The following is a 24,766-nucleotide window of genomic DNA, read 5'->3' as shown; positions in this document are numbered from 1 at the left end:
TTCCCTGACTACTCCCCGCGTCCCCTGCCCCACCCCCCACCGGTGCGGGCCGCCCCTCTCGCCGGGCGGCCCGCACCGTCATGTCAGCGGGGGCGGTGCAGGGTCAGGTCGGTGAGGACGGCCCGGTGGTCCGTGTCGGGGAGGTCGAGGAAGCGGGCGGTGTGGGCCGTGAAGTCCTCGGAGACGAGGACGTGGTCGATCTGGGCGCCGATGACGCGGGCCGAGCGGGACGGCCAGGTCGGGGTGCGGGCCTCCCCGGCCAGGCGGGAGCTGTCGCGCAGGCCGGTGTCGAGGATGCGGCGGAACGCGGCGTGGTCCTGGGTGGCGTTGAAGTCGCCGGCGATGATCGTCGGTATGTCCGGTTCGGCGGCGGCGAAGTCGCGCAGGGCGCCGAGTTCACGGCGCCAGACGCCGACCGTGTCGGGCAGCGGAGGCATCGGGTGCGCGAGCTGGAGCCGGATCTTCTGGCCCTTCACCTCGGCGACGGCGCCGGGCATCCCGAGCGTGCCGGGTATGCCCCCGGTGGCCGTGAACGGGGTGCGGCCCAGAATGACGGACCCCTCGGAGCCGTACTTCTCGACGGCACTGCGGTACGGATAGTCGTCCGCGAGCACCTTCAGCGCCTCGGTGCAGCGCTGTTCGCACTCCGGGACGAAGACGAGGTCGGGGCGCTCCCGGCGTACGGCGGTGACCAGGGCGTCCGATGCCTGGCCGAGCAGGACGTTCGCGGTGAGGACGCGCAGGTCGGCGAGCGGGGGGCCCGACGGGTCGGACGTCTTGCCGTAGGGCTCCATGAACCAGGCGACGGCGGCGAGCGCGGCGACGCCCCAGACGAGTCCGGTGCGCCAGCGGGTGAGCAGGGCGAGCAGCAGCGCGAGCGCGGTGGGCGCGAGAAGCCACGGCAGGAACGCCAGCAACTGGGGTACGGGGGTGAGGGCGTCGGTGTCGGCGATCCGGCACCCGACGACCACGCTCACGCCGAGAAGCAACAGCCCGGCGAACCAGGCCCCCGGCCCACCCCGCCTCCGCCGCACCCCGCCGTCGACCGCACCCGGCTCCCGTACCCCCACATCCGTGGCAATCCCCAAGACGCCCCCCACTTCCGTCAGACACCTGCCCTTACGTGCCCTTACTTGCCCCGCCGGTGGTCCTAGGCCGATGTGGCCTCGCCCACCCACCCCTTCAGCAGCGCTTCCCGCTCCGGCCCCCGGGGCGATCCGCCCTCCCAGGCGCGGCCCCACTCCGCCATCGCCGCCAGTGTGGTGGCCATCGTCGCGGCGCCCTCCGTGAGGTGGGACAGGAGGGTGCGGGAGAGGTCGATCTCCGCCGGGGAGTAGCCGACGGCCGCCGCGACGTAGGCCGTCAGTTCGTGGTCGCCGTCGTGGGTCTCCACGTGCACCGTCAGCATCGGCGGGGCCTCGTCCCCGGGGCCGGAACCCATGGTGGCCAGAGCCAAGCTCATCACCGTCTCGACGGCGACGTCCTTGACCGCGCCGACCTTCCGCTTCAGGGACTTCACGGGGACGTCCGCCACCGTCAGGCCCCGTATGTCCTCCCAGAGGTGGAGGCTGGACTGTCCGTCGCCGAGAGCCACCACGCCATCGGGCGTCAGGCGCACCCCGGGAGCCAGGCCGGACGGCTTCGCGCCCACGTACACATCGCCCTCGGCGATCCAGAACAGGCCCACCATGGCCATGGGTTGCTCACTTCCCCCCGACGACGGCGGTGTCGCAGCCGTCGTACCACTCACACATCAAACGCACAGGTCAGGTCATCTTCCGCAACGCGCGAAGGAGCCGGGAAGTTCCCCCGGCTCTCTCAGGCCCGGACCTGGGGGCGCGGCGGGGTCGTCGGCTGGGTGGGCTCCGTGGGTGGTGGCGGTGGGGGGTCCGTGGGGTCGGGGGTCGCGCGGCGGCGGAGTACGAGGGTGGTGATCCAGGTGGCCGCCGCCACCGTGACCCCCAGGGCGATGATGATCCACGCGGCGGTCCGCAGGGAGTCGGTCAGCGCGTCGTAGACGGCTCCGGCGGCATCCCGCGACACATCCGGCGGCAGGTCGTCGAGGGTGAGGCCGCGCCCGACCACGATGGCGACGGCGAGCAGTCCGGCGCTGAGCGCCATGCCGAGCGCCGTCATGGCGACGGCATGGCGCCGCCGTAGCGCCACGAGGATGCCGCCGACGGCGAGCAGCACGGACGCGACGGGGAGCCAGAGACCGGCGATCTGGAACATATGGAACCCTTTCCGCAGTTTCTCGGGGTCCCGGGCCTGGAGCACGGTCACCTCGGTGTGCTCGACCGGGATACGGCCGGCGAAGGACGCGCCGTCTTCCACGAGCCGCTGCTTCAGCTGCTCGGTGATCGGCGCCAGATCGATGCTGACCTCACGGCTGCTGCCGGAGCGGAGGGCCCGCATCACGGCGTGGTGGGCGGCCCGGTTCGCGGCGGTCCACGCGACGCGGAACGCGTCGGTCCCGGTGAAGGACCCCACCGCCTCGCGGACGAAGCCCCGTACCCGGTCCTGGAGCGGCCCGGCCCGCACCTCGTGCATGATCCCGTCCGTGACGGCGTCGGCGATGGCGTCCCGCACGGCGGGGTCTCCGGCGAGCGGGGCCATCGTCGCGACGTACGCGTCGGTGTCGCCGATCTCGTACGTCGTCCAGGCCGACAGGGTCCCCAGCGGTACGAGCGCGCAGGCGGCGAAGATCAGCCACGCCGACAGCACGTTCCGCACGCGGACGGACACTGCTCCGCGCGCGCGGAGGGGCACGTGCGGGGGCACGCGCCGGAACCCGCTGGGGGACACGCTTCGGGACACGGTTCCCACGCAAAGCCCCGGCCGCGTCGACCGCGACCGGGGCGCCTGCATACGGCCCTGTGGAACACCCCCTAGGGGGACGGTTCCGCCAGGTCAGGAGGGTTCCTTACGGGTTGCTGCCTGCAGTTGCTACTTACGGTTGCTACTTGCGGTTGTACAGCCGCATCGTCACCGGCCCGAACACCGCGACCAGGACCGCCGCCCACCCCAGCGTCCACGCCACCGACGAGCCCGCGCCCGAGCCGTCCATCAGGCCGCGCACTCCGGAGGCGACATGCGTCACGGGGTTGTTGTTGACGAACGCCTGGAGCCAGCCCGGCATGGTCTCCGGCTTGACGAAGATGTCGCTGAGGAAGGTGAGCGGGAAGATCACCATCATGCTGACGCCCATCACGGACTTCTCGGTACGCAGCAGCAGCCCGAACATCGTCCAGACCCACGAGAAGGCGAAGGCGAACACCAGCAGCAGCGCGACACCGGCGACGACGCCGACGAAGCCACCGGCCGGGCGGAAGCCCATGATCAGGCCGACGCCGATCATCACGATCGACGCGATGGTGTAGCGGAGGCCGTCGCCCAGGAGGTAGCCGACCATCACGGCGGGCCGCCAGATCGGCAGCGTACGGAACCGGTCGAAGACGCCTTTGTCGATGTCGGTGTTGACCGAGACACCCGTGTACATCGTGATCATGACGACGGACATCACCAGGATGCCCGGCAGCAGGTACTGGATGTACTCGCTCGGCGACCCGGCGAGCGCGCCCCCGAAGAGGTACGTGTACATCAGCACCATCATGATCGGGAACGCCGTTACGTCGAACAGCTGTTCAGGGACGTGCTTGATCTTCAGGATCGACCGCCAGCCGAACGTCAGGGAGGCCGACAGCGGGCCAGGACGCGGCGGGCGCTCCCGCGAGATGAGCAGTTCGGCGAGCGATTCCGTGCTGACCGGCGCGAGATCCTGGGCGTCGGTGGTGGTGGTCGCGGTGCTCATGCGGCTGCCTCTTCCTCGGTGCCGGTCCTGGCGTCGGTCTCGGTGCCGGTCTCTGTCGCCGGGCGGTCGGTGAGGGCGAGGAACACCTCGTCCAGGCTGGGCTGCCCCAGCGAGAAGTTGTCCACGGTGATCCCGGCGCGGGCCAGCTCCGCGAGCGCGCGCGACGCACGCTCGGCGGCGCCCCTGCCGTTCGCCGAGCCCTGTCCGACCCGCGCGGTCAGCGCGACCGGGTCCGGTTCCAGTTGGACGTGCGCGTCGAGCGTGAGCCGCAGCAGCTCCTGGGCCTCGGGCCGCCGGTCCGCGTCCCGCAGCCGTACGTGCACCGCGCCCGCGCCGACCGACGCCTTCAGCTCGCCCTTGGTGCCCTCGGCGATCACCCGGCCCTTGTCGATCACGGCGATCCGGGCCGCGAGCTGGTCGGCCTCGTCCAGGTACTGCGTGGTCAGCAGCACGGTCGTGCCCTGGGCGACGACCGCGCGCACGATGTCCCAGACCTGGTTGCGGCTGCGCGGGTCGAGGCCCGTCGTGGGCTCGTCGAGGAAGAGCAGGTCGGGGGTGTTGAGGATGGACGCGGCGATGTCGATACGGCGCCGCATGCCGCCCGAGTAGTTCTTCACCTGCCGCCCGGCCGCCTCCTCCAGGCCGAACGCGGCGAGCAACTGCTCCGCCCGCCCGTACGCCGCCTTCTTGGCGTGGCCCGTCAGCCGGGCGAGCAGTACCAGGTTCTCGGCGCCGGTCAGGTCCTCGTCGACGGACGCGTACTGCCCGGTCAGACTGACCCTGCTGCGGACCGCGTCCGCCTCACGGACCACGTCGCGCCCGAAGACGCGGGCCTCGCCGCCGTCGGGGCGGAGCAGGGTCGCCAGCATTTTGACGGTGGTCGTCTTGCCCGCGCCGTTGGGTCCCAGTACGCCGTAGACCGTGCCGGCCGGGACGGTGAGGTCGACGCCGTCGACCGCGCGGTTGTCGCCGAACGTCTTCACCAGGCCGGCCGTCTCGATGGCCGGCCCGGACGAGTGCCCCGCCGAGTGCCCCTTCGACTGCCCCCTGGGCCCCTTGGCCGCGTCGTCGTCCGGCTGTCGTGTGCCGCTGTTCATGTCCGCCCCGTCCGCTCTTTCGTATGCCTGTGCGGCCTTGTCTTGAAAGCAGACCTCGGGGCGGCCGGAAAATCATCGGGCCATGGTCGGATTTCTTTTCCCGCTCTTGACCTAGGCTTGATCGCTGCTTGATTCGCTACGTGACGACAGGCAACGATCGCTGCCTGTCACTTCTCGGACGTGTAGAAGCGGTAGAACGTCGCCAGGCCCACCGCGACCGTGACCGCGAGCGCCATCCCCACGGAACGCAGGATCGTCGCGTCGGTCAGGCTGTAGAGATAGCCGAACGCGATCCCGGCGAAGGCGGCCCAGGCGGCGGCCCGCAGCTCGCGGGGCAGCCGGTGGCTCACGCGGTGCAGCACGAAGCAGATGACACCGACGATGATGCCGGTGACGACGCCGAACAGGACGTCCCAGCCGGTGATGCCGCGGCCGACGCTGTTGCGGCGGATCTCGGCCGCCCACAGGCCGTAGACGACGGCCAGCACGGCGGGCAGCCAGACGCCCGGGGAGCGGAGGTCGATCGACGGGCCGCGGTGGGTCCGTCGTGAGGGTTCGATCGCGGGTGCCGCATGAGCCATGACGGCGCTCCTTTCCTGCCTTCGTCCTGCCTGCGTCCTGCTTGCGCCCCCGATTCCAGAGCACACCCGGGGGCCCGGCCCGGCAAGTGGGGCGGCCGGGGAAAATCCAGGGAAAATCAGCGGCGAATCGGGTGGCGCCGCAGGTGGGGACATGGGAGTACGGTCGGTGCAGAATCAGATGCGTGGGCCACCCCCGCGTGCTTCGCTGGACGCGATCACCGGTGGCGGCCAGGAGCGAAGGAGCGAACGTCATGAAGACAGTCGTATTCCTCCGGACCGCGGTCACGGTCGCGGTCGCGCGCTGACGGGCGGTCCGATGGGCTCCTCACCCGCACCGCAGCCGGAGAACCTGGGCCAGGACGTGGATGTCCCGCCCCGGCAGAATCTGTTGCGTATCGGCGGCCGGAGCGTGGCGTGGGTGCCGCCGCTGCTGCTGCTCCTCGTGATCGCCGTCATCGACGTGAACACGTCGCGCGAGTTCCGCGTCATCTCCTGGATAGTCATGGTCCCCGGTATCGCCGCCGCGCTCTGCGGGGTGTGGACGACGGCGGCGTTCGCGGTGCTGGCCATCGCGACGTACGCGAGTGTGGACCAGGCGTGGCCCGACCAGTTCCAGACCGGTTTGCCCGACTTCATCCTGGTCGCCGTGGGAGGGGTGCTCGCGGTCGGCGCGTGCTGGGTGCGGGTGCGGGGCGAGGGGCGGATGCTGCACATGCGGGACATCGCCGAGACCACCCGGCGCACGGTGCTGCGCCCCTTGCCACCGCGCTGGGGCGGCCTCGACCACGCGGCCGTGTATCTGGCGGCCGACAGCGTCGCGAAGGTCGGCGGCGACTTCTACGACATCCAGCCGAGCCGGTTCGGTACGAGGGTGCTGCTCGGGGACGTCCAGGGCAAGGGGCTGGGTGCGGTGGACGCGGCGGCGATGCTGCTCAGTTCGTTCCGCGAGTCCGGGTACCACACCGGGGACCTGGCGCAGGTCGCCGAACGCCTGGAGATAGGTATGCGGCGCCACCGCTTCTACCGGGTGCAGGTGGGCCGCGACGACGGCGACCGTTTCGCGACGGCCGTACTCATCGGCTTCCCGCCGCCCGACGGCGACACCGGCCATGTCGACGTCATCAACTTCGGGCACCAGCCGCCCCTGATCGTCGGACACGGCGGCGTACGGGAGCTGCCGTCCGGGGAGGGGCTGCCGCTCGGCCTCGGCGATCTGACCGACCGGCCGCCGCAGGTGCAGCGAGTCACCCTCGCCGATGACGAGACACTGCTCCTGGTCACCGACGGGGTGACCGAGGCCCGGGACGCGGGCGGCATGTTCTTCCCGCTCAACGCGACGGTGGCCGACGCGGTACGGACCGACCCGGCCGCCGCACAGCCCGAACACCTGGTCCGCCTGGTCCGCGACGCGACCCTCGACCACTGCGGCGGCCACCTGGCCGACGACACGACGGTGTTCGCGGTACGGAATGTGGACGGCGGGGCATCGGCGACGGCGACGTTTCTCTGAGGGCTCCGATGCCTGTGTCAGGGGTCTGTCGGGGGTCTGTCGGTGGGGGGTGCGAGCTTGGGTGGGCACGTTGTCCCTGAGCGCGAGGAGTCTGTTGTCATGCCTTCCCTGTCTTCGAGGCGATCGTGGGACGTTCATCGGCTGCCATCCGCCGAGGGCAGGATCTTCCTCGTCACCGGGGGTAACGCCGGGATCGGTTACTTTGTCGCGGAGCAGCTTGCCGGTGCCGGTGCCCTCGTCGTACTCGGCAGCCGCGACCGCGCCAAGGCCGACGCCGCCATCGCCTCGATCCGTTCGCGCGTCTCCGGCGCGCGGGTGCGGCACCTTCCGCTGGACCTCGCCGACCTGTCGTCCCTGAAGGCCGCCGCGGACGGGTTGGGCAGTGATCGTCTCGACGCTGTCGTCCACAACGCCGGGGTCGCGCTCGACGATCCCCCGCGGCGCGAGACCACCGACGGCCACGAGTTGATGTTCGGCACCAATCATCTCGGCCACTTCGCGCTGACCCAGTGGCTGGCCCCTCTGCTGTCCGCGGCGCCGGCGGGACGCGTCGTGACGGTGGGGAGCTTCGCGGCGCGGTCCGAGCGGCTGGACCTCGGCGATCTTCAGTCGACCCGGGACTACCAGCCCAAGCGCACCTATGGCCGGTCGAAGCTGGCTCAGATGTGTTTCGGCTTCGAGTTGGACCGCCGTCTGCGCGCCGCCGGCAGCACGGTGCTCAGTGTGGTGGCCCACCCCGGAGGCGCACTGGACTCCCTCACCCCGTCCCGCCCGCCGGTCACCGTGACGACCGCCGGCGAGCGGCTGCGCGCCCTGCCCTCCGCGCTGTTGGTGCAGGGCAAGGACGCCGGAGCATGGCCCGTCGTCCGTGCCGTCCTCGACCCGGAGGTGCGGGGAGGGCAGTTGTGGGGGCCGAGAGTCTTCGGCCTGCGCGGCCTACCCCGCCGTGAGCCCGTCCCCTCCCACATGGCCGACCCGGCCGTCGCCGCCCGCCTCTGGAGCCTCAGCGGTGAGCTGGCCGGCACTGATCCGCACCTCGGCTTCCGGTAGGTACGGAGCCCCCCATGACGGCTACCAGCCCGTCAGTAGCAAGTGGTTCACCAGCAGGGCCACCGTCGCCTGGGCCGCCAGCCAGCCACGTTGCCGCCGCTTCGGCAGCAGTGCCGTGGCCGCCAGCAGCCACACCGTGAACGGGAGCCAGATCCTCTCCGTCTCCGCCTTGCTCATCGCCGAGACATCGGCCGCCAGCACCGCAATCGCCACCGCCGCGACCAGCGCGATCATCAGGTCCGGGTGCTGCTCCCGGTGTCGTTTGAGGCGCACGGCCACGCCCGGCGTTCCTGCCCCCGCCCGCCGCAGACCCGCGACCCCCGCCAGACCCACCGTGAACACCTGGCAGGCCAGGTTCGCCCAGATCCAGTAGGACTGCGGGCGGATGCCGCCCACGCCCTCGTGGTAGCGGTCGACCAGGAGGCGGTACCCCTCCCACCAGTCGAAGCCCGCGAGGGTGAAGACGACGGGCACCACGGCCGTTCCCAGGAGCAGCCAGGGAACGGGGCGGAGCGTGCGGGTGAGGAGGAGGACCGCCGCCAGGACCACGACGAACAGGGTCAGGCCGTAGGACAAGTACGCGGTGAGGCCCAGGAGTACGCCCGCGCCCAGTGCCGCCGCCCACGGCGCCCGTACCCGACCGGTCGCCGCCAGGGCCAGGAGCGCCACCGTCCAGGCCGCGACGCCCGCGAAGTAGCCGTCGGCCGAGACGCCGACCCAGACGACGAGGGGGGCGAGGGCCAGGAAGGGGGCGGCGCGGCGGGCGGTCTCCTCACCCGCGAGTGCCCGTACCGCGACCAGGACCGCGAGCACCGCCGTCGTGCCCGTCGTGATCACCCAGGCCGCCGCCCAGCCGCCGCCCCCGAGCCCGATCCGGTCCAGGCCCACGAAGGTGAGGGTCGCGGCGGGCGGGTGCCCGGCGACATGCGCCGGCCACGGGTCGGGCGAGGCGCTGAGGATGTGGTGCGTGAAGTCCCGGAGCGTGGCGCCGACGTCGTGGAAGCGGTCGATGACGGTCAGATACTCGTTACGGACGGTCAGCCGGCCCGCGACTCCTCGCTGCCAGCCGTCCACCAGGGCCAGCGACCACGTCCACGCCATCGCCGTCGCCCAGGCCGCGCCGAGCAGCGCCCGCCAGGGGAGCCGCGCCGCGAGCCCGGGACCGTACGCGACCGTGGCGGCGGCGACGGCCAGGGCGGCCGGGGTGCCGGGACCGACGTGGGGGTCCCACCGTGCGAACAGCGGGGGCCAGCGGACGAAGAGGGTGCCGTGCGCGTGTTCGATCGCCACGCCCACCACGACGGCGGCGACGACGAGCAGCACGGCCGCGCCCGCCGCGACGAGATCCCACCGGGTTCCGTCGCCGGAGCCGTTCGTACCGGTCGTGCCGGTCGCGCGGGTCGTACCGGTCGTGCCGTTCGTGCTCTTCGCGCCTTGATCAGAAGTCACACCCGCACGCTAGGCGCGCGCCGCCCGATTCCGGCGCCACCCCGCCCCCACGTCACCGAACGGTCAGATCCCCGACCGGACGTCAGCCTTTCGTCATGCGTCGCGTCCCGGTCCATGCCACCCCCGCCGCTTACGGTCGGGACATGGCCGACGATGACGACGTCCGGCGCCCGGTCCCGCCCGCAGCCCGCCGGGGCCCCGCCCTGCTCGCCCCCCTCTCCTCCGCCCTCGCCACCGCCCTCACCTCGCCCCGCTCCCCCACATCGCCCGCCTTCTGGCGCAGCCCCCTGCGCGGCCCCTGGTTCACCTCACTGCTCGGGGTCGTCCTGCTGGTCGGGATCACCGTCGTGTCCGTCACGGGGCTCGTGTCGTACGCCGCGTACAACCCGAACCTGACCCCGGTCAACGACCAGACCCCCGACAAGGGCCTGCTCGGGTTCTATCTCTTCGAGTGGCCCACCGAGCCGTACTGGCTCTACCGGCTCACGCAGGGCGTGCACGTCACCCTCGGCCTTGCCCTGATTCCCGTACTGCTCGCGAAGCTGTGGTCGGTGGTGCCGAAGCTCTTCGCGCTGCCCCCGGCCCGCTCGCTCGGCCACGCGCTGGAGCGGATCTCGCTGCTGCTCCTGGTCGGCGGCGTCCTCTTCGAGTTCGCGACGGGCGTCCTCAACGTCCAGCTCGACTACCTCTTCCCCGGCTCCTTCTACCCCCTCCACTTCTACGGCGCCTGGGTGTTCCTGGCGGGTTTCGTGGTCCATCTCGCGCTGCGCGCACCCATGGCCTTCCGGGTGCTGCGCAGTGGTGAACTCCGTTCCAGGGAGCGGGAGTTGGTGTCACCCGACCCGCGCCCGTCGACTCTCTCGCGGCGCGGCGCGCTCGGCGTCGTCGGCGCGGGCTCCCTGCTGATACTGGTCACTTCGGCGGGCCAGAGCATCGGCGGCTCCCTGCGCCGCACCGCGCTCCTCGCCCCGCACGGCGGCCGGGAGCCACAGCAGGGGCCCGGCGGAAACTTCCAGGTCAACAAGACGGCGGCGTCCGTCGGGGTCGGCCCCGACGAGACCGGCGACACCTGGCGGCTCACCGTGGACGGCCCCGGCGGACGCGTCGTCCTCAGCCGCGCCGACCTCCTCGGCATGCCGCAGCACACGTCCGCCCTGCCGATCGCCTGCGTCGAGGGCTGGTCGACGGACGACCAGCACTGGACCGGCGTACGCCTCCGCGACCTCGCCGCCCTCGTCGGCTACGCGCACACCCCCGCCCCGGACGTCTTCGTGGAGTCGATCCAGCGCGCCGGCGCCTTCCGCGCCGCCGGTCTGACGGCCACTCAAGTACGCGACGAACGCTCCCTGCTGGCGCTGCGCGTGAACGGCTTCGACCTGACCCTCGACCACGGATACCCGGCCCGCGTGATCGTCCCGGCGGCCCCCGGCGTCATGAACACGAAATGGGTGACACGGATGAGGTTCGAGAAGCTGTGAGCAGCCCGCGAGAAACCGTGAGGGAGCGGCTGGTCTCCCTGCGCGCCGCATCCGCCCGCACCGCCACCGCCACCGCCGCCGCCCTCGCCCGCCACTTCCACCGCTGGTACGGCGAGTCCCCCTGGCAACTCCTGCTCCTCGCCGCGTCCTTCGCCCTCGCGGGCTACGCGGGCGTACGGCTGTTCGCCGGGGACTGGTTCGGCGTCGCCGTCTGGTTCGTCGGCGCGGCGCTGCTGCACGACCTGGTCCTCGTACCGCTGTACGGGCTCGCGGACCAAGCAATGACCCGGGCGGTACCGGCCACCGCGAACCGGGCGCTGCCCGGCGCCGTCAACCACCTCCGCGTCCCCGCGATGCTCTCCGTGCTGCTCCTGCTGGTGTGGTGGCCGCTGATCACCCGCCACGCCCGGGACCACTACGAGTCGGCGACCGGGCTGCCGGTGGATGTCTTCCTCGGCCACTGGCTGCTGATCACGGCGGCGCTGTTCGCGCTGTCGGCGCTGTGGCTCCTGGTCCGTACGGGAGCGGCGCTCGGCGCGGCCGTCGGCGGCGCGGTGCGGCGGCGCAGGGCGACGAAGGGGCGGCCGTCCGCCGACCACTGAGCGACAGGGTGCCAGCCGGTGCGGCGCGCGTGCCGAAGGAGGGCGCGCGTGCCGATCCGGGCCCAGGGGAAGGAGCCGTCGGGGGCGCCCGTGCCGAGCCCGTCGTCGATGCGTACGCGCACCCGCTCATCGATGTCGACGGGTGCCGTCTCGGCGAGCAACAGGCCGTCGGGGGCGAGGAGTTGGGCGACCCGGTCGAGGAGTGCGGGCGGGTCGCCGCCGATACCGACGTTGCCGTCGATGAGCAGCGCGGTGTCCCAGCGGCCCTCGCCCGGCAGCGGCTCGAACACCGAGCGGCGCAGCGCCTGCCCGCCGACACGGACGGTGTGCGCGACGGCCTCCGCGCTGACGTCGACCCCGAGCGCGCGGTGCCCCCGCGCCGCCAGCGCCGCGACCAGCCGTCCGGGCCCGCACCCGATGTCGAGTACGGCACCCTCGCAACGCCGTAACGCCGACAGATCCGCCGCGTCGGCCACCGCGCACCACCGCTCCACGTCCAGCGGCAGCAGCCATCCGTCGCCCCGCCGCAGATAGAGCGGCCCGCGCCCGGCCCGCAGCGCGAGCGCGTACGGGTCGCCCGACCAGGTGGGGCGGGGGCTCTCCTGAGCGGGGTGCTCCGGGGCGGGGCGTTCCTGGGCGGTGGTCATCGGACGCCTGCCCGGGACAGACGGGACACGGTGGTCGCGAAACGGGTGTGCGGGCAGAGTGCGGCCACCTGGGTGGCGTCCGCCGCCGTGTCCACGTCCCGCAGGCGCGGCAGCTCGCGTACGCGCAGGCCCGCGCCGGTGAGCCGGGCGTACTGGTCGGCGCCCGTCGTCGGCGTCGACATCGGCACGCCCCGCAGCAGCGCCGGATCGGGTACGGCCAGGCCCAGCGCCCAGAAACCGCCGTCCTCGGCCGGGCCGAACCAGGCGTCCGTGGTGCGCCAGGCGTCCGGGGCGAGGGCGGGGGCCAGCAGTTCGGGGGTGAGCTGCGGGGTGTCCATGCCGATCAGCAGCGCAGGGCCCGTACAGCCCGCGAAGGCGGCGGCGAGGCGTTCGTCCAGGCCGCCGCCGGACTGCGGCACGACCTCGATCCCGTCGGGCAGCCAGGGGCCCGGCGCCCCGTCGAGCACCAGGACCCGGCGGGCGGCGGGCGCCGCGCACACCACGGCGAGGGTGTCGCGCAGCGATGCCTCGGCGAGGGCGGCGGCCTCGGTGGGGGTGTAGGGCGGGGTCAGCCGGGTTTTCACACGGCCGGGGAGTGGTTCTTTCGCCAGGACCAGCAAGGTGGTCGTCGGGGGCGCGGTCGCCACAGTCATCGGGACGCGACCCCCGTTCCCGTACCGGCACCCGTCCCCGCATCCGTCCCGTACGACGCCTCCCGCGCCGGTTCCGTGAGGACCTTGCGCATGTCGCGGACCGCGTGCCACGTGCCGCGCCAGGTGCCGGTGACCTTGGAGCGGCCGGTCCGCGGCAGGTACGGCACGTCGTACTCCTCGACCCGCCAGCCCGCGTCGGCGGCCCGTACCACCATCTCCAGCGGATAGCCGCTGCGCCGATCGGTGAGGGCGAGCCCGGTCAGGGCCGCGCGCCGGGCGACCCGGAGGGGGCCGAGGTCGTGGAGGGAGAGGCCGGTACGGCTCCGGAGCATCCGGGCCAGCGCGAGATTGCCCGCGCGGGCGTGCGGCGGCCAGGCGCCCCTGGCCTGCGGGCGGCGCCGCCCGAGGACGAGGTCGGCGTGCCCGTCGGCGACCCGTTCGGCGAAGGGCACGGCGTCCCGGGGGTCGAGCGAGCCGTCGCAGTCGCAGAAGCAGACGAGCGGGGCGTCCGCCGCCGCCAGGCCCGCCTGGCAGGCGGCGCCGAAGCCGCGCCGGGGCTCGGGCACGACGGTCGCGCCGAGGGCGCGGGCGACCTCGGCGGAGCCGTCCGTGGAGCCGTTGTCCACGACGAGGGCCCGCCAGCCGGCGGGGAGGCGGGCCAGGACCCAGGGGAGCGCGGCGGCCTCGTCGAGGCAGGGCAGTACGAGGTCGACGCCGCCTCGGTACGCGGAGGAGTTCACACCTCTCACCCTACGAGCGCAAACGCGACATAGCGGACTCGGCGACCTTACGAAACAAGGACGCCGGGTCCCGCACAAGGGCTCGAAGGCGCCGTCCCGCCGGTCGCGGTGCGACCCTGAGCGCATGGAGCAGCAACCCCCATCGGCCCGCGTTCTCGTCGTGGACGACGATCCCACCGTCGCGGAGGTGGTCTCCGGATATCTCCTCCGCGCCGGTCACACCGTGGACCACGCGCCCGACGGCCCCACCGCCCTCGCGCAGGCCACCGCGCACCGCCCCGACCTGGTCGTCCTCGATCTGATGCTGCCGGGCATGGACGGTCTGGAGGTCTGCCGCAGGCTGCGCGCGCACGGCCCGGTGCCCGTCATCATGCTCACCGCCCGGGGCGACGAGGACGACCGGATCCTCGGCCTGGAGGTCGGCGCCGACGACTACGTAACCAAGCCGTTCAGCCCCCGCGAACTCGTCCTGCGCGTCGAGTCGGTCCTCCGCCGCAGCCGCGCGCTCGCCGGACCCCGCCCGCCCGGGGCGCCGATCGGCGCGGCCGGACTCACCCTCGACCCGGCGGCCCGTACCGTCACCAAGAAGGGCGCCCGACTCGCCCTGACGGTACGGGAGTTCGACCTCCTCGCCCATTTCTTGCGGCACCCCGGGCGGGCGTTCGGGCGCGAGGAACTCATGCGGGACGTGTGGGGCTGGGACTTCGGCGACCTGTCGACGGTGACGGTCCACGTCCGCCGACTGCGCGGCAAGATCGAGGACGACCCGGCGCGGCCCCGGCTGATCAGGACGGTGTGGGGAGTGGGGTACCGGCTCGACACGGACACCTCTGAGGGGAGTGCGCCTTGTACGACGTCTTCCTGATGGCCCTGTTCGCCTTCCTGGGCGCCGCGGGCGCCGGGCTGCTCGGTGCGGGGGCGCTGCTCCTGCTCCGCCACCGTTCCCTCACGGTGTCCCTGACCGTGGTCAGCGCGGTCGCCGTGACGGCGATGCTCGCGGGCACGCTCGCGGTGGCCTGGGCGATGTTCCTGTCCCCGCACGACCTGACCGTAGTGACGACGGTCGTGGCGATGGCGGCCGTCGTGTCGCTCGCGACGGCGCTGCTTCTCGGCCGCTGGGTGGTGGCCCGCAGCCGTGCCCTCACCCTCGCGGCCCGTTCGTTCGGCGACGGCGGCAGCTTCGCCGCCCCCACCGCCCCCGCGACCGCCGAACTGGCCGCCCTGGCAAGCGAGTTGGAGGCGACCAGCCGGAAACTCGCCGCGTCCCGCGACCGTGAACGCGCCCTGGAGACCTCACGGCGCGAACTCGTCGCCTGGATCTCGCACGACCTGCGCACCCCGCTCGCCGGACTGCGCGCCATGTCCGAGGCGCTGGAGGACGGCATGGCCGCCGACCCGGACCGCTACCTCCGCCAGATCCGTACCGAGGTCGAACGCCTCAACGGCATGGTCGGCGACCTCTTCGAACTCTCCCGTATCCACGCGGGCGCGCTGGCCCTCACGCCGTCACGGATGTCCGTGTACGACCTCGTCGGCGACGCCATCGCCGGGGCGGACGCGCTTGCCCGGGAGCACGGGGTACGGCTCGTGGGGGACCGGATCGACGCGGTGCCCGTCGACGTCGACGGCAAGGAGATGAGCCGGGTGCTGGGGAATCTCCTGGTCAACGCGATTCGGCGGACGCCGGCCGATGGGACCGTGGCGGTCGCTGCGCGGCTGGACGGGGAGGGGGTCGTGGTGTCGGTGACGGATGGGTGCGGGGGGATTCCTGAGGAGGATTTGGGGCGGGTGTTCGATACGGGGTGGAGGGGGACCTCAGCGAGGACGCCTCCGGCGGGGGCGGGGTTGGGGCTCGCGATTGTTCGGGGGATTGTTGAGGCTCATCGGGGGCGGGCTTCTGTGCGGAATGTTGTGGGTGGGTGTCGGTTCGAGGTGCTGCTGCCGTTGGCTGCGCCGGCGTGACCTTCGGGGTGGGGGTCGGATCGGGTTGTGCCCACCCGTTCCGCCGTGCGGAACGCCTGCCCACAACGGGTCACGGGTGACGGGTCACCTCAACTTTCCGCTGGCGAAAGTCCGTACGCCCTCCTCGAACCCCACCCCCGCCTCCCATCCCATCTCCTTCCGCGCCCTCGTCGAATCCGCCGTGATGTGGCGGACATCCCCCAAGCGGTACTCGCCTGTTACCACCGGGGCCGGGCCCTCCATGGCCTTGGCGAGGGACTGGGCCATGTCTCCTACCGTTCTCGGGGTGCCCGTGCCGATGTTGTACGGGCGGAACGTGCCCTCCGGGCGGGGGAGTTCCAGGGCCGTCGTGTTGGCGGTGGCGACATCGCGTACCTCGATGAAGTCGCGGCGCTGGGCGCCGTCCTCGAAGACGCGGGGCGGCTCGCCGTGTTCCAGGGCCGAGCGGAAGAAGGAGGCGACGCCCGCGTAGGGGGTGTCGCGGGGCATCCGGGGGCCGTAGACGTTGTGGTAGCGGAGAGACACCGCCGTGGAACCGGTGGAGCGGGCCCAGGCCGCGGCCAGGTGTTCCTGGGCGAGTTTCGTCGTGGCGTACACATTGCGCGGGTCGGCCGGCGCGTCCTCGTCCACCAGGCCGGGGGCGAGGTCCGCGCCGCAGATCGGGCACGTCGGCTCGAAGCGGCCCGCCGCCAGGTCGTGCGCGGCGCGCGGGCCGGGTCGTACGGTGCCGTGCAGTGCGCAGTCGTAGCGCCCCTCGCCGTACACCACCATCGAACCGGCGAGCACGAGCCGCCGTACCCGCGCGGTCGCCATCGCGGTGAGGAGGACCGCCGTACCGAGGTCGTTGGCGCCGACATAGGCGGGCGCGTCCGCGAAGCCCGTGCCGAGGCCGACCATCGCGGCCTGGTGGCAGACGGCGTCGACCCCGGTGAGCGCGTCCGCGAGCGTTTCGGTGTCGCGGACGTCGGCGACGATCCGGGGGATGCCGGGGGGCGCGAGGGGCGGTACGGGGTGGGCGGCCGGGAGCAGGGCGTCGTACACGACCGGTTCGTGTCCGCGCTCCGCCAGCGCCTCGACGATCCAGGACCCGATGAAGCCGGCACCGCCGGTGACCAGTACACGCATACCCCGCACGCTAGGCGCGCGGCGCCCCCGGCACCCGTACCCCGGCCGTCACGTCACCGTTCGGTAAGGCGCGCGGCGCGCATGCGCAGGTACTGGATCTCCGGCTCGCTCAAAGTGAGCCGCGCCGCCGTCCGGTACGCGGCGCGCGCCCCCGCCAGGTCCCCGGACCGCTCCAGCAGATGGGCCCGTACCGCTTCGAGGCGGTGGTGGTCCTTGAGCCGGTCCTCCAGGGCCGTGAGCCGGGCGAGTCCGGCGGCGGGACCGTGCACCATGGCGACGGCGACCGCGCGGCCCAGCTCGGCCATCGGCTCGGGCGCGACCGCGACGAGCACGTCGTACAGGGCGAGGATCTGCGGCCAGTCGGTGGCGTCGGGGGTCCGCGCCTCGTCGTGCAGGGCGGCGATCACGGCCTGCAACTGGTAGGCCCCGACCGGGCGTTGACCTAGGGACTCCTCGACCAGCGCGGTGCCCTCCTCGATGGCGGCGCGGTCCCAGCGGGTGCGGTCCTGCTCGTCGAGCGGGACGAGTTCGCCGTGCGGTCCGGTACGGGCGGCCCGGCGCGCGTCGGTCAGCAGCATCAGCGCGAGCAGCCCGGTCACCGCGCCCTCGGACGGCAGCAGCTCCCGCACCGCGCGGGTCAGGCGGATCGCCTCGGCCGCGAGGTCGGAGCGGACGAGGAGGCGCCCGGAAGTCGCGGTGTAGCCCTCGTTGAAGATGACGTACAGGACTTGCAGCACGGCCGCGAGCCGCCGGTCGCGCTCGCCGGGGCCCGGCTGACGGAACGGCAGGCCCCGGATCTTCTGCTTGGCGCGGCTGACGCGCTGCGCCATCGTCGCCTCCGACACCAGATGGGCGCGGGCGATCTCGGCGGTGGTCAGACCGCCGACGGCGCGCAGCGTGAGCGCGATCTGCGCGGCGGGCGGCAGCTCCGGGTGGCAGCAGAGGAACAGCAGCGTCAGCGTGTCGTCGGCGGAGGGCGCGCGGTCCTCGCCGGGCGGCGGGGCCGTGAACGTGTCCCGGGGCGCGAGCCGCGCGGCGGTCTCCTCGCGCCGCCGCCGCGCCTCGTCCGCGCGCAGCAGATCGGTGAGCCGCCGCGCCGCGACCCGGATCAGCCAGCCCCGCGGATTCTCCGGAACCCCGCCCTCCGGCCACTGCCGCGCGGCGGCGAGCAGCGCCTCCTGTACGGAGTCCTCGGCGAGGTCGAAGTGGCCGTACCGGCGGACCAGCGCGCCGAGGACCTGCGGGGCGTGCAGCCGCAGCAGGTCCTCGACGGTGGGCGGGCCCTCCGGAACCGGGCGGCGCCCCTGGACGGCTGTCACACATCGCCTCCCATACTGAGGATGGGCTGGATCACCACGGGGTAGGTCGGCACACCGTCCGGCTCCGGGCACGCGGCGACCCGGGCGGCGATCTCCGTGACCCGGTCCAGGCTCGCGCAGTCGAGGATCCAGTACCCGGCGAGTACTTCCTTCGTCTCGCCGTAGGGGCCGTCGGTGATCACGGGCCGCCCGTCCTTGCCGGCGGTGACGTGCCGGATGTGGGCGGGCTCGGCGAGACCGTTGGCCTCGACCAGCTCACCGGACTCGGCGAGGTCGTTGTTGATCTCGCCCATGTGGGTCATCATCGCCGCCATGTCCTTCTCGGTCCAGACCGGGCCGCCCGGGGACCCGTTGCCGCGCATGGCCTCGTAGTCCGCCTGTGCGCCGAGGACCATCACCAGGTACTTCATGTCTCGCTCCCTGAGTGTTCGCTGTGCGGAGCCGCACTCTCCGGCGGCTTTCACAGGGGACGTCGGAGCGGGTTCCGCGTCCTCGACAGTTCCTGAGAAGTTTCTTCCGCGCATTTTTTCCGCGCATTTTTCCGGGCATGTTTCCGCGCGTTGTTTCGGAGTTCGGACGGTGACCGGCTGCCTCAGGCCGCCGCCGCCACCGCCATGACCGCCGGTACCCGCAGGGTGCGGCGGGTCGTGGCCAGGCTGGTGATCAGGGTCGCGGCGGCGGCCATCGCCGAGATCCCCAGCCAGATCACCGGGAGCTGGTCGGGCAGGGCGAGGTCGCCGTCGGTGCGGACGAGCGCGAAGGGCACGATCCCCGCGAGCCCGGCCACCGTCCCGAAGAACACCCCCGTCAGCGTGAGCACGAGCCCTTCCGCGCCGACCGTCCCGAGGACCTGCCCCGGTGTCGCACCCGCGAGCCGCTGGCCGCCGAACTCACGGGTGCGGTACGAGGTCGCCGCGTACAGGCTGTTGATCAGCATCACGCAGGCGAAGACGACGATGATGCCGACGGCGACGAGGTTGAGGGTTTCCAGGTTCTTGGACTCGACGTCCTTCGTGAGCCCGGACGCCTTGAGCGCGTCGTTCTCCACGGCCTGCATGCTCAGGGTCGCGATGGCCACACCCGTGAACACGATGAGGGGCATGAGGATGCCCGCCAACTGGTCGGCGCGGCGCCGCATGTTGTGCGCCGCGAGATAGCCGCTCGCACCCCCGAACACCGTGAGGAGCCGCCCGGTCCGGCGGAGCAGGCCCCGCAGCAGCGCGGGCGACAGGGCGGCGAACCCGAGCGACAGCAGGATCGAGCCGTACGCGGGCGCCGCCATCAGCGCGGGTTCCGTCGCGTCGATCGCGAACGTCGAGCTGAGGCTGCCCACGCCGCCGACCAGCGCGGCGACCCCGCCGACGGTCCGCAGCCGGCCGCGCGGCGCCCGCGCGCCGGCCTGCGCCCGGGTCGCCCGGCGCACCGCGAGGAACGCCGCGCCGACCGAGGCGAGCAGCGTCACACAGATCCCGGACATCAGGGCGACGGGCCCGAAGACGTGGTCGACGGAGTCCGCGACCTGCCCGGTGTCGTGGAACATCCCCACCAGGGCCCGCCCGCCGAGCAGCGCGGGCCCCATCGCGAGCAGGGTGCCCACGAGCCCGACGACGGCCGCCTCACCGACGACCATCCGCTTGATCTGCGCGGGCGTCGCGCCGGTGCAGCGCAGCAGTTGGATCTCGTCGGCGCGCTGGCGGACGTTGACGGTCAGCGTCGACGCGATGGCGAAGAAGACGAGGAGCGTGCCGTAGCCGCCGACCACGCCGCCCGTGAGGCCCAGGGTCTCCGCGCTGGTGTCGTCCACGCCGGGCGCGGCTGCGGTGTCGTGCAGCGAGTTGAAGGTCATGGTGATGGTCGCGCCGAGGAACGCGGCGAGGAGGGTCGCGACGAAGCGGCCGGGGCGGTGGCGTACGGAGCGCAGGGCTAGCGAGAACATGGCGGCTCAGGCCCCCATTCGCAGGTCGTGGGTCCGGGTGCTGTGGGTCGAGTGGGTCGCCGGTTCGGTGACGGTGGTGAGGGTGTCGCCGAGGTGGGCGAGGCGTTCGGCGATCGCGTCCACGGACGGCGAGGTCATCTCGCCCGCGAGGCGCCCGTCGGCGAGGAACACGACGGAGTCGGCGTAGGAGGCGGCGACCGGGTCGTGCGTCACCATGACGACGGTCCGCCCGTGCACCCGTACCGTCTCCTGGAGCAGCCCCAGGACCTCACGGGCGCTGCGCAGGTCGAGGGCGCCGGTCGGTTCGTCGGCGAAGATCACGCTCGGCTCCGTGATCAGCGCGCGGGCGATGGCCACGCGCTGGCGCTGGCCGCCGGACAGTTCGTCGGGCAGGTGCCCGAGCCGGTCGCCGAGACCGACCTGCGTCAGGATCTCGCGGGCCCGGTTCCGGTCCGTACGGCGGCCCGCGAGCTTCAGCGGGAGCGTGGTGTTCTGCGCCACGGTCAGCGTCGGCAGCAGGTTGTACTGCTGGAACACGAACCCGATCCGGCGCCGCCGGAACTTGGTGAGCGCGGCCTCGCTGCCGCCCGTCATCTCCTCGCCGTCCACCGCGACGAGACCGCTGTCCGGCCGGTCGAGCCCGGCGGCGCACTGGAGCAGCGTCGACTTCCCCGACCCCGACGGGCCCATCACGGCGGTGAAGCTGCCGGCGGGCAGGCTGAGGGTGACGTCGTCGAGCGCCGTGACGGCGTTGTCGGCGCTCCCGTACACCTTGCTGACCTTGACGAGCCGCAGCGCCTCGGCACCGCGCGCGGCCCGCGCCCCGTGCCGGCCCCCACTCGCTTTCTGAGCACGTCCAAACATGGTCATCGTCCCTTCCCCGGACCGCCGTTCGATCCCACCGATGACGCTACGGAGGCGGGAGTGGCGGCACATGGGGCCCACACACCGGATCGGGGGGTGGTGCTGAGTACACCGGGGAGTGCATCGGGGTACGGCGGGGGGTTCGCTCCGGCTCCGGCTCCGGCTTCGGGCATCGGCTTGCTTCGGCTTGTTCCGGCCCCTTCGAGCCGCTTGACTAGTGTTCTACATAACCAGCACAATCGAAGGGTCGAGCCGAGCAGTCTCTGCCGAGGGGGAACCGATGTGATCGACTTCCATGTGGACAAGGGCGGTGCCGAACCGGCGTACGCGCAGTTGGTGCGTCAGGTGCGCGAAGGGATGCGGCTCGGGCTGCTGGTGGCGGGCGACCAACTGCCGACCGTGCGTGAGGTCGTGGCCTCCTGCGTGGTGAATCCGAGCACCGTGCTCAAGGCGTACCGGGAGCTGGAACTCTCCGGCCTGGTCGAGGCGCGGCAGGGCGCCGGCACCTTCGTCTCCGGCTCGCTCGGCTCCGCCGACCCGCACGCCATGGCCCGGTTGCGACTGCGGCTGGCGAACTGGCTCGCGGAGGCGCGTGAGGCGGGGCTCGAAGCGGAGGACATGCAGGCGCTGTTCGGGTCGGTGGTCGCCGAGTCATCGATGACGGAGCGCGGCAGGGGGGCGAGCGCGTGAGTGCGATCGAGGCGCACGGTCTGGGCAAGCGGTACCGGGGGACCTGGGCCCTGAAGGACTGCGAATTCTCGCTCCCGGAACACCGGGTGATCGCCCTCGCCGGGGCGAACGGCGCCGGCAAGTCCACGCTGATGGCCATCGCGGTGGGGCTGCTGCCGCAGACCGAGGGCGAGATCACGGTGGGCGGGGTGCCGGCGGGGCGGCTGCGGGGTGGGGGCGTACGGGACGACAGTGTGCGGGTGGTCCTCCTCGCGCAGGACAAGCCCCTCTACCGGGGTTTCACGGTCGCGGGGATGCTCGACTTCGGGCGCCATCTCAACCGGGTCTGGGACCAGGCGCGGGCGGTGGCATGGCTGGAGCGGTTCGGTATTCCGCTCGACCGGCCGTGCGGGAAGCTGTCCGGCGGCCAGCAGGCACAGGTCGCGCTCGCCGTGGCGCTCGGCGCCCGCCCGTCGCTGCTGCTGCTCGACGAACCCCTCGCCAACCTGGACCCGCTCGCACGCCACGACGTGATGGGCGAACTCCTCGCCGAGGTGGCCGACTCGGGGATGACGGTGATCCTCTCCACGCATGTCGTCGCCGAACTCGACGGTGTGGGCGACCATTTGCTGCTGCTCGCGCAGGGCCGTTCGGTACTCGACGGTGACGTGGAGGATCTGCTCGCGGGGCACGCCCGGCTGACGGGGCCGCGTGCGGAGCGGCCACCGGGGGGTGGGGATGTCGTACGGGTGACGCATGCGGCGCGGCAGTCGACGTTCCTGGTGCGGTCCGGGGCCGGGTCCGGGGCCGCGCTGTCGACGGTGGCGCCGGGTTGGCGCGCGGAGCCGGTGACGCTGGAGGAGTTGATCCTGGCGTACCTGAAAGGCCAGGACCTGGCATCCGTATCCGCATCCGAGGGGGCGCTGCGATGACTGGCGGAATTCTTACGTCCGAGACCTCGGAGGCTTCTCCCCGCCGTCCTGCCGTACCTCCGCGCTCAGGCGCGGGCTTCGCCGACCTGGCGTGGCTGACGTGGCGGCAGCACCGGGGCACGATCGTGGCGGCCGTGGCGCTGACTCTCGTACTGGTCGGCTGGATGCTGGTGACGTACTACCGGATCAGCGATCTGGTCGACCAGTGCGGGAACGCGATCTGTGCCGAAGGGTCGCTCCAGCACGGCCAGTTGACGAGCGGCTTCGGCCCGGTGGCGCAGGCCGGGTACGCCCTGTCCGCGCTGACGTTCCTGCCGCTCATCCTCGGCCTGTTCTGGGGCGCTCCGCTGCTGGCCCGCGAACACGAGCAGCGCACCCTCGCCCTGGCGTGGTCGCAGGATGTGAGCCCGACGCGCTGGCTGTTCGGGAAGCTGGCGGTGCTCGGCGGTCTCGCGGTCGTCCTCACGGGCCTCGGGTGCGCGGTGGGCAACGCGCTCGCGGAGGTCGTCCATACGGGGACGGGTGACAGCCTCTTCGAGGGCACGTACTTCCAGGCAACGGGCTGGCTGCCGCTGGCGCTCGCGGTGGCGTGGTTCGCGCTGGGGGCGGCGGCCGGGGCGGTGACGCGGCGGACGACGACGGCGTTCGGCCTGGTACTGGCCCTGTTCATCGCGCGGAACCTCCTCATGGAGAACCTGCGCCCGATGTTCATGACCCCGCTGACGGTGCTGCGCGGACACGGCGCGGATGTCCCCGGCCCGTCCGAACTCGCCGCCGGCAGCAACGCCTTGGTCGTCAACGGTGACGTGACGTTCGTGGACACGTCGGGCGGACACCATGCGGCGTCCACGGTCCTGGGCGAGTGGTGCCCGATGCCACCGGGCCGCGTCTCCTTCGGCGACAGATTCGAGGCGTGCCTGACCGACCACGACATCGCGGGCACCCTGATCCGCTACCACCCGGGTTCCCGGCTCCCCACCTTCCACCTGATCGAGGCGGGCAGCTCGCTGACGTTGGCGGTCGTGTGCGTCGCCCTGACGTGGTGGGCAGTCCGCCGCACGAAGCTCACCGGCTGACGGCATGGGGCGTGGCTGGTGAGAGGGGTACGGGGGTATCGGCCGAACTGTCGGGGCGAGGTCGTACTGGCCCGCCGGCGGGCGGCTCGATCGCCTGGCGGTTCTCGCTGGTCAGGGGGGTGTTACGACCGGGGAGATCGTCCGGGTGGGTGTGTTGCGGCATGTAGCGCTGCCGTGCACGGCGGTGAGGCGGCTGCACCGGGAAACGTGGCGCCCGGTGCTGGGGCAGTCTGGTCGGCCGGGTGGTGGGTGCTCGGCTGACGCCGACGCGCTGGTCCCGCTCCCCAGGGACCCTCTCCCCAAAAGTGGCCACATGCTTGCGGATGCCGCCGATCTGGCCAATCGGCGGGGAGGGGTACCGGGAGAGCCGACGGCTGCTCACCCGAGATACGGAGTGGGCCGGTGCTCCAAATAGTGGCGTAGCCGGAGTCGTTGGGTGTGGTGCATGGGCAGGGCGTCGAGGTCGCCGGGGGCGATCCAGCGCAGGTCTGTCGACTCGTCCGAGAGGGCCAGTTCGCCGCCGGTCACCCGGGCGCGGAAGCAGATGTTGAACTGCCTGCGAACCTCCCCGTCGCGGTACTCGATGAGGTGCCGGGGATCGGTGTACGTGCCGACGAGACCGGTGATCTCGACGTCGAGCCCGGTCTCCTCCCTGACCTCGCGAACCGCCGCGCCCGGCAGCGACTCGCCCAGCTCCATCCCGCCACCCGGCAGCGCCCACAGGTCGTTGTCCCGCCGACGCTGGAGAAGGATGCGCCCGTCGTCATCGGTGACGACGGCGGACGCCGCCACCACCATGCTGTTGGGCTCGGGCGCGGCAGGGTCGTCGTAGTACTCGGTCCGGCTCACGCGGTCAATCCTCCATGGGCGGGGGCCTTCTTGTGGCTCGTATCGGGAATACGACGATGTCCTGCGCCGTAGCCTTGTAGGCGCGACTTTTCAGGCGGATACGGAGCGGGGACATGCCCGATCGGAGTATCGACAGCACCCACGCGGCACCGCACAACGCCGTGGGACGGCTCATCGCGGAATTACGCGACGCGGCCGGATGGTCTCAGGCCCGGCTCGCCGACGAGCTGAGCCGCGTCACCGGCCAGGCGTACACGCGGCAGGACATCTCCCGGTGGGAATGTGGGCAGCGCAAGCCCCGGCCCCACACACTGCGTGCGCTCGCCGCCGCCCTTCAAGTCCCCGTGCAGATGCTGGAGTCGCCCGTGCACCGCCGCCGGTTCGTCACCGACCTCGCCGCCACAGCCATAGCCCCC

25 protein-coding genes are annotated in these 24,766 nt (G+C 72.5%); 9 read left to right on the top strand and 16 right to left on the bottom strand.

Going from position 1 to position 24,766, the window contains the following annotated elements; all coding sequences use genetic code 11:
* Positions 1 to 83 precede the first annotated feature (83 nt).
* The 6 genes from ACIQNU_RS42605 to ACIQNU_RS42580 form a co-directional block, all read right to left on the bottom strand.
* Positions 84 to 1,088, bottom strand: coding sequence for an endonuclease/exonuclease/phosphatase family protein (locus tag ACIQNU_RS42605; protein ID WP_401377773.1), 1,005 nt, complete (start codon positions 1,086 to 1,088; stop codon positions 84 to 86).
* A 62-nt stretch (positions 1,089 to 1,150) separates the two neighbouring features.
* Complete coding sequence (locus ACIQNU_RS42600; protein WP_401377770.1) at positions 1,151 to 1,696, bottom strand: hypothetical protein; 546 nt, start codon at positions 1,694 to 1,696, stop codon at positions 1,151 to 1,153.
* A gap of 122 nt (positions 1,697 to 1,818) precedes the next feature.
* Entirely contained in the window at positions 1,819 to 2,733 is a 915-nt protein-coding gene (locus ACIQNU_RS42595; protein ID WP_401377767.1) for a hypothetical protein, read from the bottom strand.
* 226 nt (positions 2,734 to 2,959) lie between these two features.
* Positions 2,960 to 3,811 (bottom strand): ABC transporter permease, encoded by an 852-nt coding sequence (locus ACIQNU_RS42590; RefSeq protein WP_401377764.1) that lies wholly within the window; start codon positions 3,809 to 3,811, stop codon positions 2,960 to 2,962.
* Positions 3,808 to 4,908, bottom strand: coding sequence for an ATP-binding cassette domain-containing protein (locus ACIQNU_RS42585; protein WP_401377762.1), 1,101 nt, complete (start codon positions 4,906 to 4,908; stop codon positions 3,808 to 3,810). Before ACIQNU_RS42585 ends, ACIQNU_RS42590 begins: the two co-directional genes overlap by 4 nt.
* Before the next feature lie 167 nt (positions 4,909 to 5,075).
* Positions 5,076 to 5,489 carry a hypothetical protein gene (locus tag ACIQNU_RS42580; RefSeq protein WP_401377759.1) on the bottom strand — a complete coding sequence of 138 codons (414 nt, stop codon included), beginning with the start codon at positions 5,487 to 5,489 and terminating at the stop codon, positions 5,076 to 5,078.
* Positions 5,490 to 5,805: 316 nt separating this feature from the next.
* On the opposite strand from ACIQNU_RS42580, the gene ACIQNU_RS42575 reads away from it, so the two are divergent.
* Both ACIQNU_RS42575 and ACIQNU_RS42570 read left to right on the top strand, forming a co-directional pair.
* Positions 5,806 to 6,999 carry a PP2C family protein-serine/threonine phosphatase gene (locus ACIQNU_RS42575; RefSeq protein ID WP_401377757.1) on the top strand — a complete coding sequence of 398 codons (1,194 nt, stop codon included), beginning with the start codon at positions 5,806 to 5,808 and terminating at the stop codon, positions 6,997 to 6,999.
* A gap of 99 nt (positions 7,000 to 7,098) precedes the next feature.
* Complete coding sequence (locus tag ACIQNU_RS42570; RefSeq protein WP_401377754.1) at positions 7,099 to 8,049, top strand: SDR family NAD(P)-dependent oxidoreductase; 951 nt, start codon at positions 7,099 to 7,101, stop codon at positions 8,047 to 8,049.
* Positions 8,050 to 8,070: 21 nt separating this feature from the next.
* On the opposite strand, the gene ACIQNU_RS42565 is transcribed toward ACIQNU_RS42570, so the two are convergent.
* Positions 8,071 to 9,372 carry a hypothetical protein gene (locus tag ACIQNU_RS42565; RefSeq protein WP_401377851.1) on the bottom strand — a complete coding sequence of 434 codons (1,302 nt, stop codon included), beginning with the start codon at positions 9,370 to 9,372 and terminating at the stop codon, positions 8,071 to 8,073.
* 269 nt (positions 9,373 to 9,641) lie between these two features.
* Here ACIQNU_RS42565 and ACIQNU_RS42560 point away from each other — a divergent pair, with 269 nt between their 5' ends.
* Positions 9,642 to 10,976 (top strand): molybdopterin-dependent oxidoreductase, encoded by a 1,335-nt coding sequence (locus tag ACIQNU_RS42560; RefSeq protein ID WP_401377751.1) that lies wholly within the window; start codon positions 9,642 to 9,644, stop codon positions 10,974 to 10,976.
* Positions 10,977 to 11,391: 415 nt separating this feature from the next.
* Here the strand turns inward: ACIQNU_RS42560 and ACIQNU_RS42555 are convergent, their stop codons facing one another.
* From ACIQNU_RS42555 to ACIQNU_RS42545, 3 genes are read right to left on the bottom strand one after another with little or no spacing between them, the layout of a single operon-like run.
* Entirely contained in the window at positions 11,392 to 12,225 is an 834-nt protein-coding gene (locus ACIQNU_RS42555) for a class I SAM-dependent methyltransferase (RefSeq protein ID WP_401377748.1), read from the bottom strand.
* Positions 12,222 to 12,878 (bottom strand): DUF2064 domain-containing protein, encoded by a 657-nt coding sequence (locus ACIQNU_RS42550; protein ID WP_401377745.1) that lies wholly within the window; start codon positions 12,876 to 12,878, stop codon positions 12,222 to 12,224. The genes ACIQNU_RS42555 and ACIQNU_RS42550 overlap by 4 nt, the downstream gene beginning before the upstream one ends.
* Positions 12,875 to 13,618 carry a glycosyltransferase family 2 protein gene (locus ACIQNU_RS42545; protein ID WP_401377742.1) on the bottom strand — a complete coding sequence of 248 codons (744 nt, stop codon included), beginning with the start codon at positions 13,616 to 13,618 and terminating at the stop codon, positions 12,875 to 12,877. The genes ACIQNU_RS42550 and ACIQNU_RS42545 overlap by 4 nt, the downstream gene beginning before the upstream one ends.
* A gap of 124 nt (positions 13,619 to 13,742) precedes the next feature.
* On the opposite strand from ACIQNU_RS42545, the gene ACIQNU_RS42540 reads away from it, so the two are divergent.
* Entirely contained in the window at positions 13,743 to 14,483 is a 741-nt protein-coding gene (locus tag ACIQNU_RS42540) for a response regulator transcription factor (protein WP_401377739.1), read from the top strand.
* Positions 14,483 to 15,580, top strand: a complete 1,098-nt coding sequence (locus ACIQNU_RS42535; protein ID WP_401377849.1) for a sensor histidine kinase — start codon at positions 14,483 to 14,485, stop codon at positions 15,578 to 15,580. The genes ACIQNU_RS42540 and ACIQNU_RS42535 overlap by 1 nt, the downstream gene beginning before the upstream one ends.
* Before the next feature lie 84 nt (positions 15,581 to 15,664).
* On the opposite strand, the gene ACIQNU_RS42530 is transcribed toward ACIQNU_RS42535, so the two are convergent.
* The 5 genes from ACIQNU_RS42530 to ACIQNU_RS42510 form a co-directional block, all read right to left on the bottom strand.
* Entirely contained in the window at positions 15,665 to 16,705 is a 1,041-nt protein-coding gene (locus tag ACIQNU_RS42530; RefSeq protein ID WP_401377737.1) for an NAD-dependent epimerase/dehydratase family protein, read from the bottom strand.
* Positions 16,706 to 16,758: 53 nt separating this feature from the next.
* Positions 16,759 to 18,024, bottom strand: coding sequence for an RNA polymerase sigma factor (locus tag ACIQNU_RS42525; protein ID WP_401377734.1), 1,266 nt, complete (start codon positions 18,022 to 18,024; stop codon positions 16,759 to 16,761).
* Positions 18,021 to 18,434: a YciI family protein gene (locus tag ACIQNU_RS42520; protein WP_401377731.1), complete on the bottom strand. Its 414-nt coding sequence runs from the start codon at positions 18,432 to 18,434 to the stop codon at positions 18,021 to 18,023. The genes ACIQNU_RS42525 and ACIQNU_RS42520 overlap by 4 nt, the downstream gene beginning before the upstream one ends.
* Positions 18,435 to 18,616: 182 nt before the next feature.
* Complete coding sequence (locus ACIQNU_RS42515) at positions 18,617 to 19,960, bottom strand: FtsX-like permease family protein (protein WP_401377729.1); 1,344 nt, start codon at positions 19,958 to 19,960, stop codon at positions 18,617 to 18,619.
* 6 nt (positions 19,961 to 19,966) lie between these two features.
* The gene (locus ACIQNU_RS42510) at positions 19,967 to 20,830 is read right to left on the bottom strand and encodes an ABC transporter ATP-binding protein (RefSeq protein WP_401377726.1); all 864 of its coding nucleotides are present in this window, start codon (positions 20,828 to 20,830) and stop codon (positions 19,967 to 19,969) included.
* A gap of 276 nt (positions 20,831 to 21,106) precedes the next feature.
* On the opposite strand from ACIQNU_RS42510, the gene ACIQNU_RS42505 reads away from it, so the two are divergent.
* The 3 genes from ACIQNU_RS42505 to ACIQNU_RS42495 are packed head-to-tail and all read left to right on the top strand — an operon-like array spanning position 21,107 to position 23,501.
* Positions 21,107 to 21,514: a GntR family transcriptional regulator gene (locus ACIQNU_RS42505; RefSeq protein ID WP_401377723.1), complete on the top strand. Its 408-nt coding sequence runs from the start codon at positions 21,107 to 21,109 to the stop codon at positions 21,512 to 21,514.
* A complete protein-coding gene (locus tag ACIQNU_RS42500) occupies positions 21,511 to 22,425 on the top strand; it encodes an ABC transporter ATP-binding protein (protein WP_401377720.1) in 915 nt (304 codons plus the stop codon). The genes ACIQNU_RS42505 and ACIQNU_RS42500 overlap by 4 nt, the downstream gene beginning before the upstream one ends.
* Positions 22,422 to 23,501 (top strand): ABC transporter permease, encoded by a 1,080-nt coding sequence (locus ACIQNU_RS42495; RefSeq protein ID WP_401377718.1) that lies wholly within the window; start codon positions 22,422 to 22,424, stop codon positions 23,499 to 23,501. The genes ACIQNU_RS42500 and ACIQNU_RS42495 overlap by 4 nt, the downstream gene beginning before the upstream one ends.
* A 378-nt stretch (positions 23,502 to 23,879) precedes the next feature.
* Here the strand turns inward: ACIQNU_RS42495 and ACIQNU_RS42490 are convergent, their stop codons facing one another.
* Entirely contained in the window at positions 23,880 to 24,350 is a 471-nt protein-coding gene (locus tag ACIQNU_RS42490; RefSeq protein ID WP_401377715.1) for an NUDIX hydrolase, read from the bottom strand.
* 113 nt (positions 24,351 to 24,463) lie between these two features.
* On the opposite strand from ACIQNU_RS42490, the gene ACIQNU_RS42485 reads away from it, so the two are divergent.
* On the top strand, positions 24,464 to 24,766 hold a 303-nt coding region (locus tag ACIQNU_RS42485), incomplete at its 3' end, for a helix-turn-helix domain-containing protein (protein ID WP_401377712.1).

It is taken from the genome of Streptomyces sp. NPDC091292, assembly GCF_044757265.1.
Taxonomy (GTDB): Bacteria; Actinomycetota; Actinomycetes; order Streptomycetales; family Streptomycetaceae; genus Streptomyces.
This window is presented reverse-complemented; position numbering and strand designations above follow the sequence as displayed.

What these genes read in the sequence shown, in the direction of transcription:
- ACIQNU_RS42600 (WP_401377770.1), bottom strand. Translation starts at nt 1,696, where the DNA reads ATGGCCATGGTGGGCCTGTTCTGGATCGCCGAGGGCGATGTGTACGTG.
- ACIQNU_RS42590 (WP_401377764.1), bottom strand. Translation starts at nt 3,811, where the DNA reads ATGAGCACCGCGACCACCACCACCGACGCCCAGGATCTCGCGCCGGTC.
- ACIQNU_RS42585 (WP_401377762.1), bottom strand. Translation starts at nt 4,908, where the DNA reads ATGAACAGCGGCACACGACAGCCGGACGACGACGCGGCCAAGGGGCCC.
- ACIQNU_RS42580 (WP_401377759.1), bottom strand. Translation starts at nt 5,489, where the DNA reads ATGGCTCATGCGGCACCCGCGATCGAACCCTCACGACGGACCCACCGC.
- ACIQNU_RS42575 (WP_401377757.1), top strand. Translation starts at nt 5,806, where the DNA reads ATGGGCTCCTCACCCGCACCGCAGCCGGAGAACCTGGGCCAGGACGTG.
- ACIQNU_RS42570 (WP_401377754.1), top strand. Translation starts at nt 7,099, where the DNA reads ATGCCTTCCCTGTCTTCGAGGCGATCGTGGGACGTTCATCGGCTGCCA.
- ACIQNU_RS42560 (WP_401377751.1), top strand. Translation starts at nt 9,642, where the DNA reads ATGGCCGACGATGACGACGTCCGGCGCCCGGTCCCGCCCGCAGCCCGC.
- ACIQNU_RS42555 (WP_401377748.1), bottom strand. Translation starts at nt 12,225, where the DNA reads ATGACCACCGCCCAGGAACGCCCCGCCCCGGAGCACCCCGCTCAGGAG.
- ACIQNU_RS42550 (WP_401377745.1), bottom strand. Translation starts at nt 12,878, where the DNA reads ATGACTGTGGCGACCGCGCCCCCGACGACCACCTTGCTGGTCCTGGCG.
- ACIQNU_RS42540 (WP_401377739.1), top strand. Translation starts at nt 13,743, where the DNA reads ATGGAGCAGCAACCCCCATCGGCCCGCGTTCTCGTCGTGGACGACGAT.
- ACIQNU_RS42535 (WP_401377849.1), top strand. Translation starts at nt 14,483, where the DNA reads ATGGCCCTGTTCGCCTTCCTGGGCGCCGCGGGCGCCGGGCTGCTCGGT.
- ACIQNU_RS42530 (WP_401377737.1), bottom strand. Translation starts at nt 16,705, where the DNA reads ATGCGTGTACTGGTCACCGGCGGTGCCGGCTTCATCGGGTCCTGGATC.
- ACIQNU_RS42520 (WP_401377731.1), bottom strand. Translation starts at nt 18,434, where the DNA reads ATGAAGTACCTGGTGATGGTCCTCGGCGCACAGGCGGACTACGAGGCC.
- ACIQNU_RS42515 (WP_401377729.1), bottom strand. Translation starts at nt 19,960, where the DNA reads ATGTTCTCGCTAGCCCTGCGCTCCGTACGCCACCGCCCCGGCCGCTTC.
- ACIQNU_RS42510 (WP_401377726.1), bottom strand. Translation starts at nt 20,830, where the DNA reads ATGACCATGTTTGGACGTGCTCAGAAAGCGAGTGGGGGCCGGCACGGG.
- ACIQNU_RS42495 (WP_401377718.1), top strand. Translation starts at nt 22,422, where the DNA reads ATGACTGGCGGAATTCTTACGTCCGAGACCTCGGAGGCTTCTCCCCGC.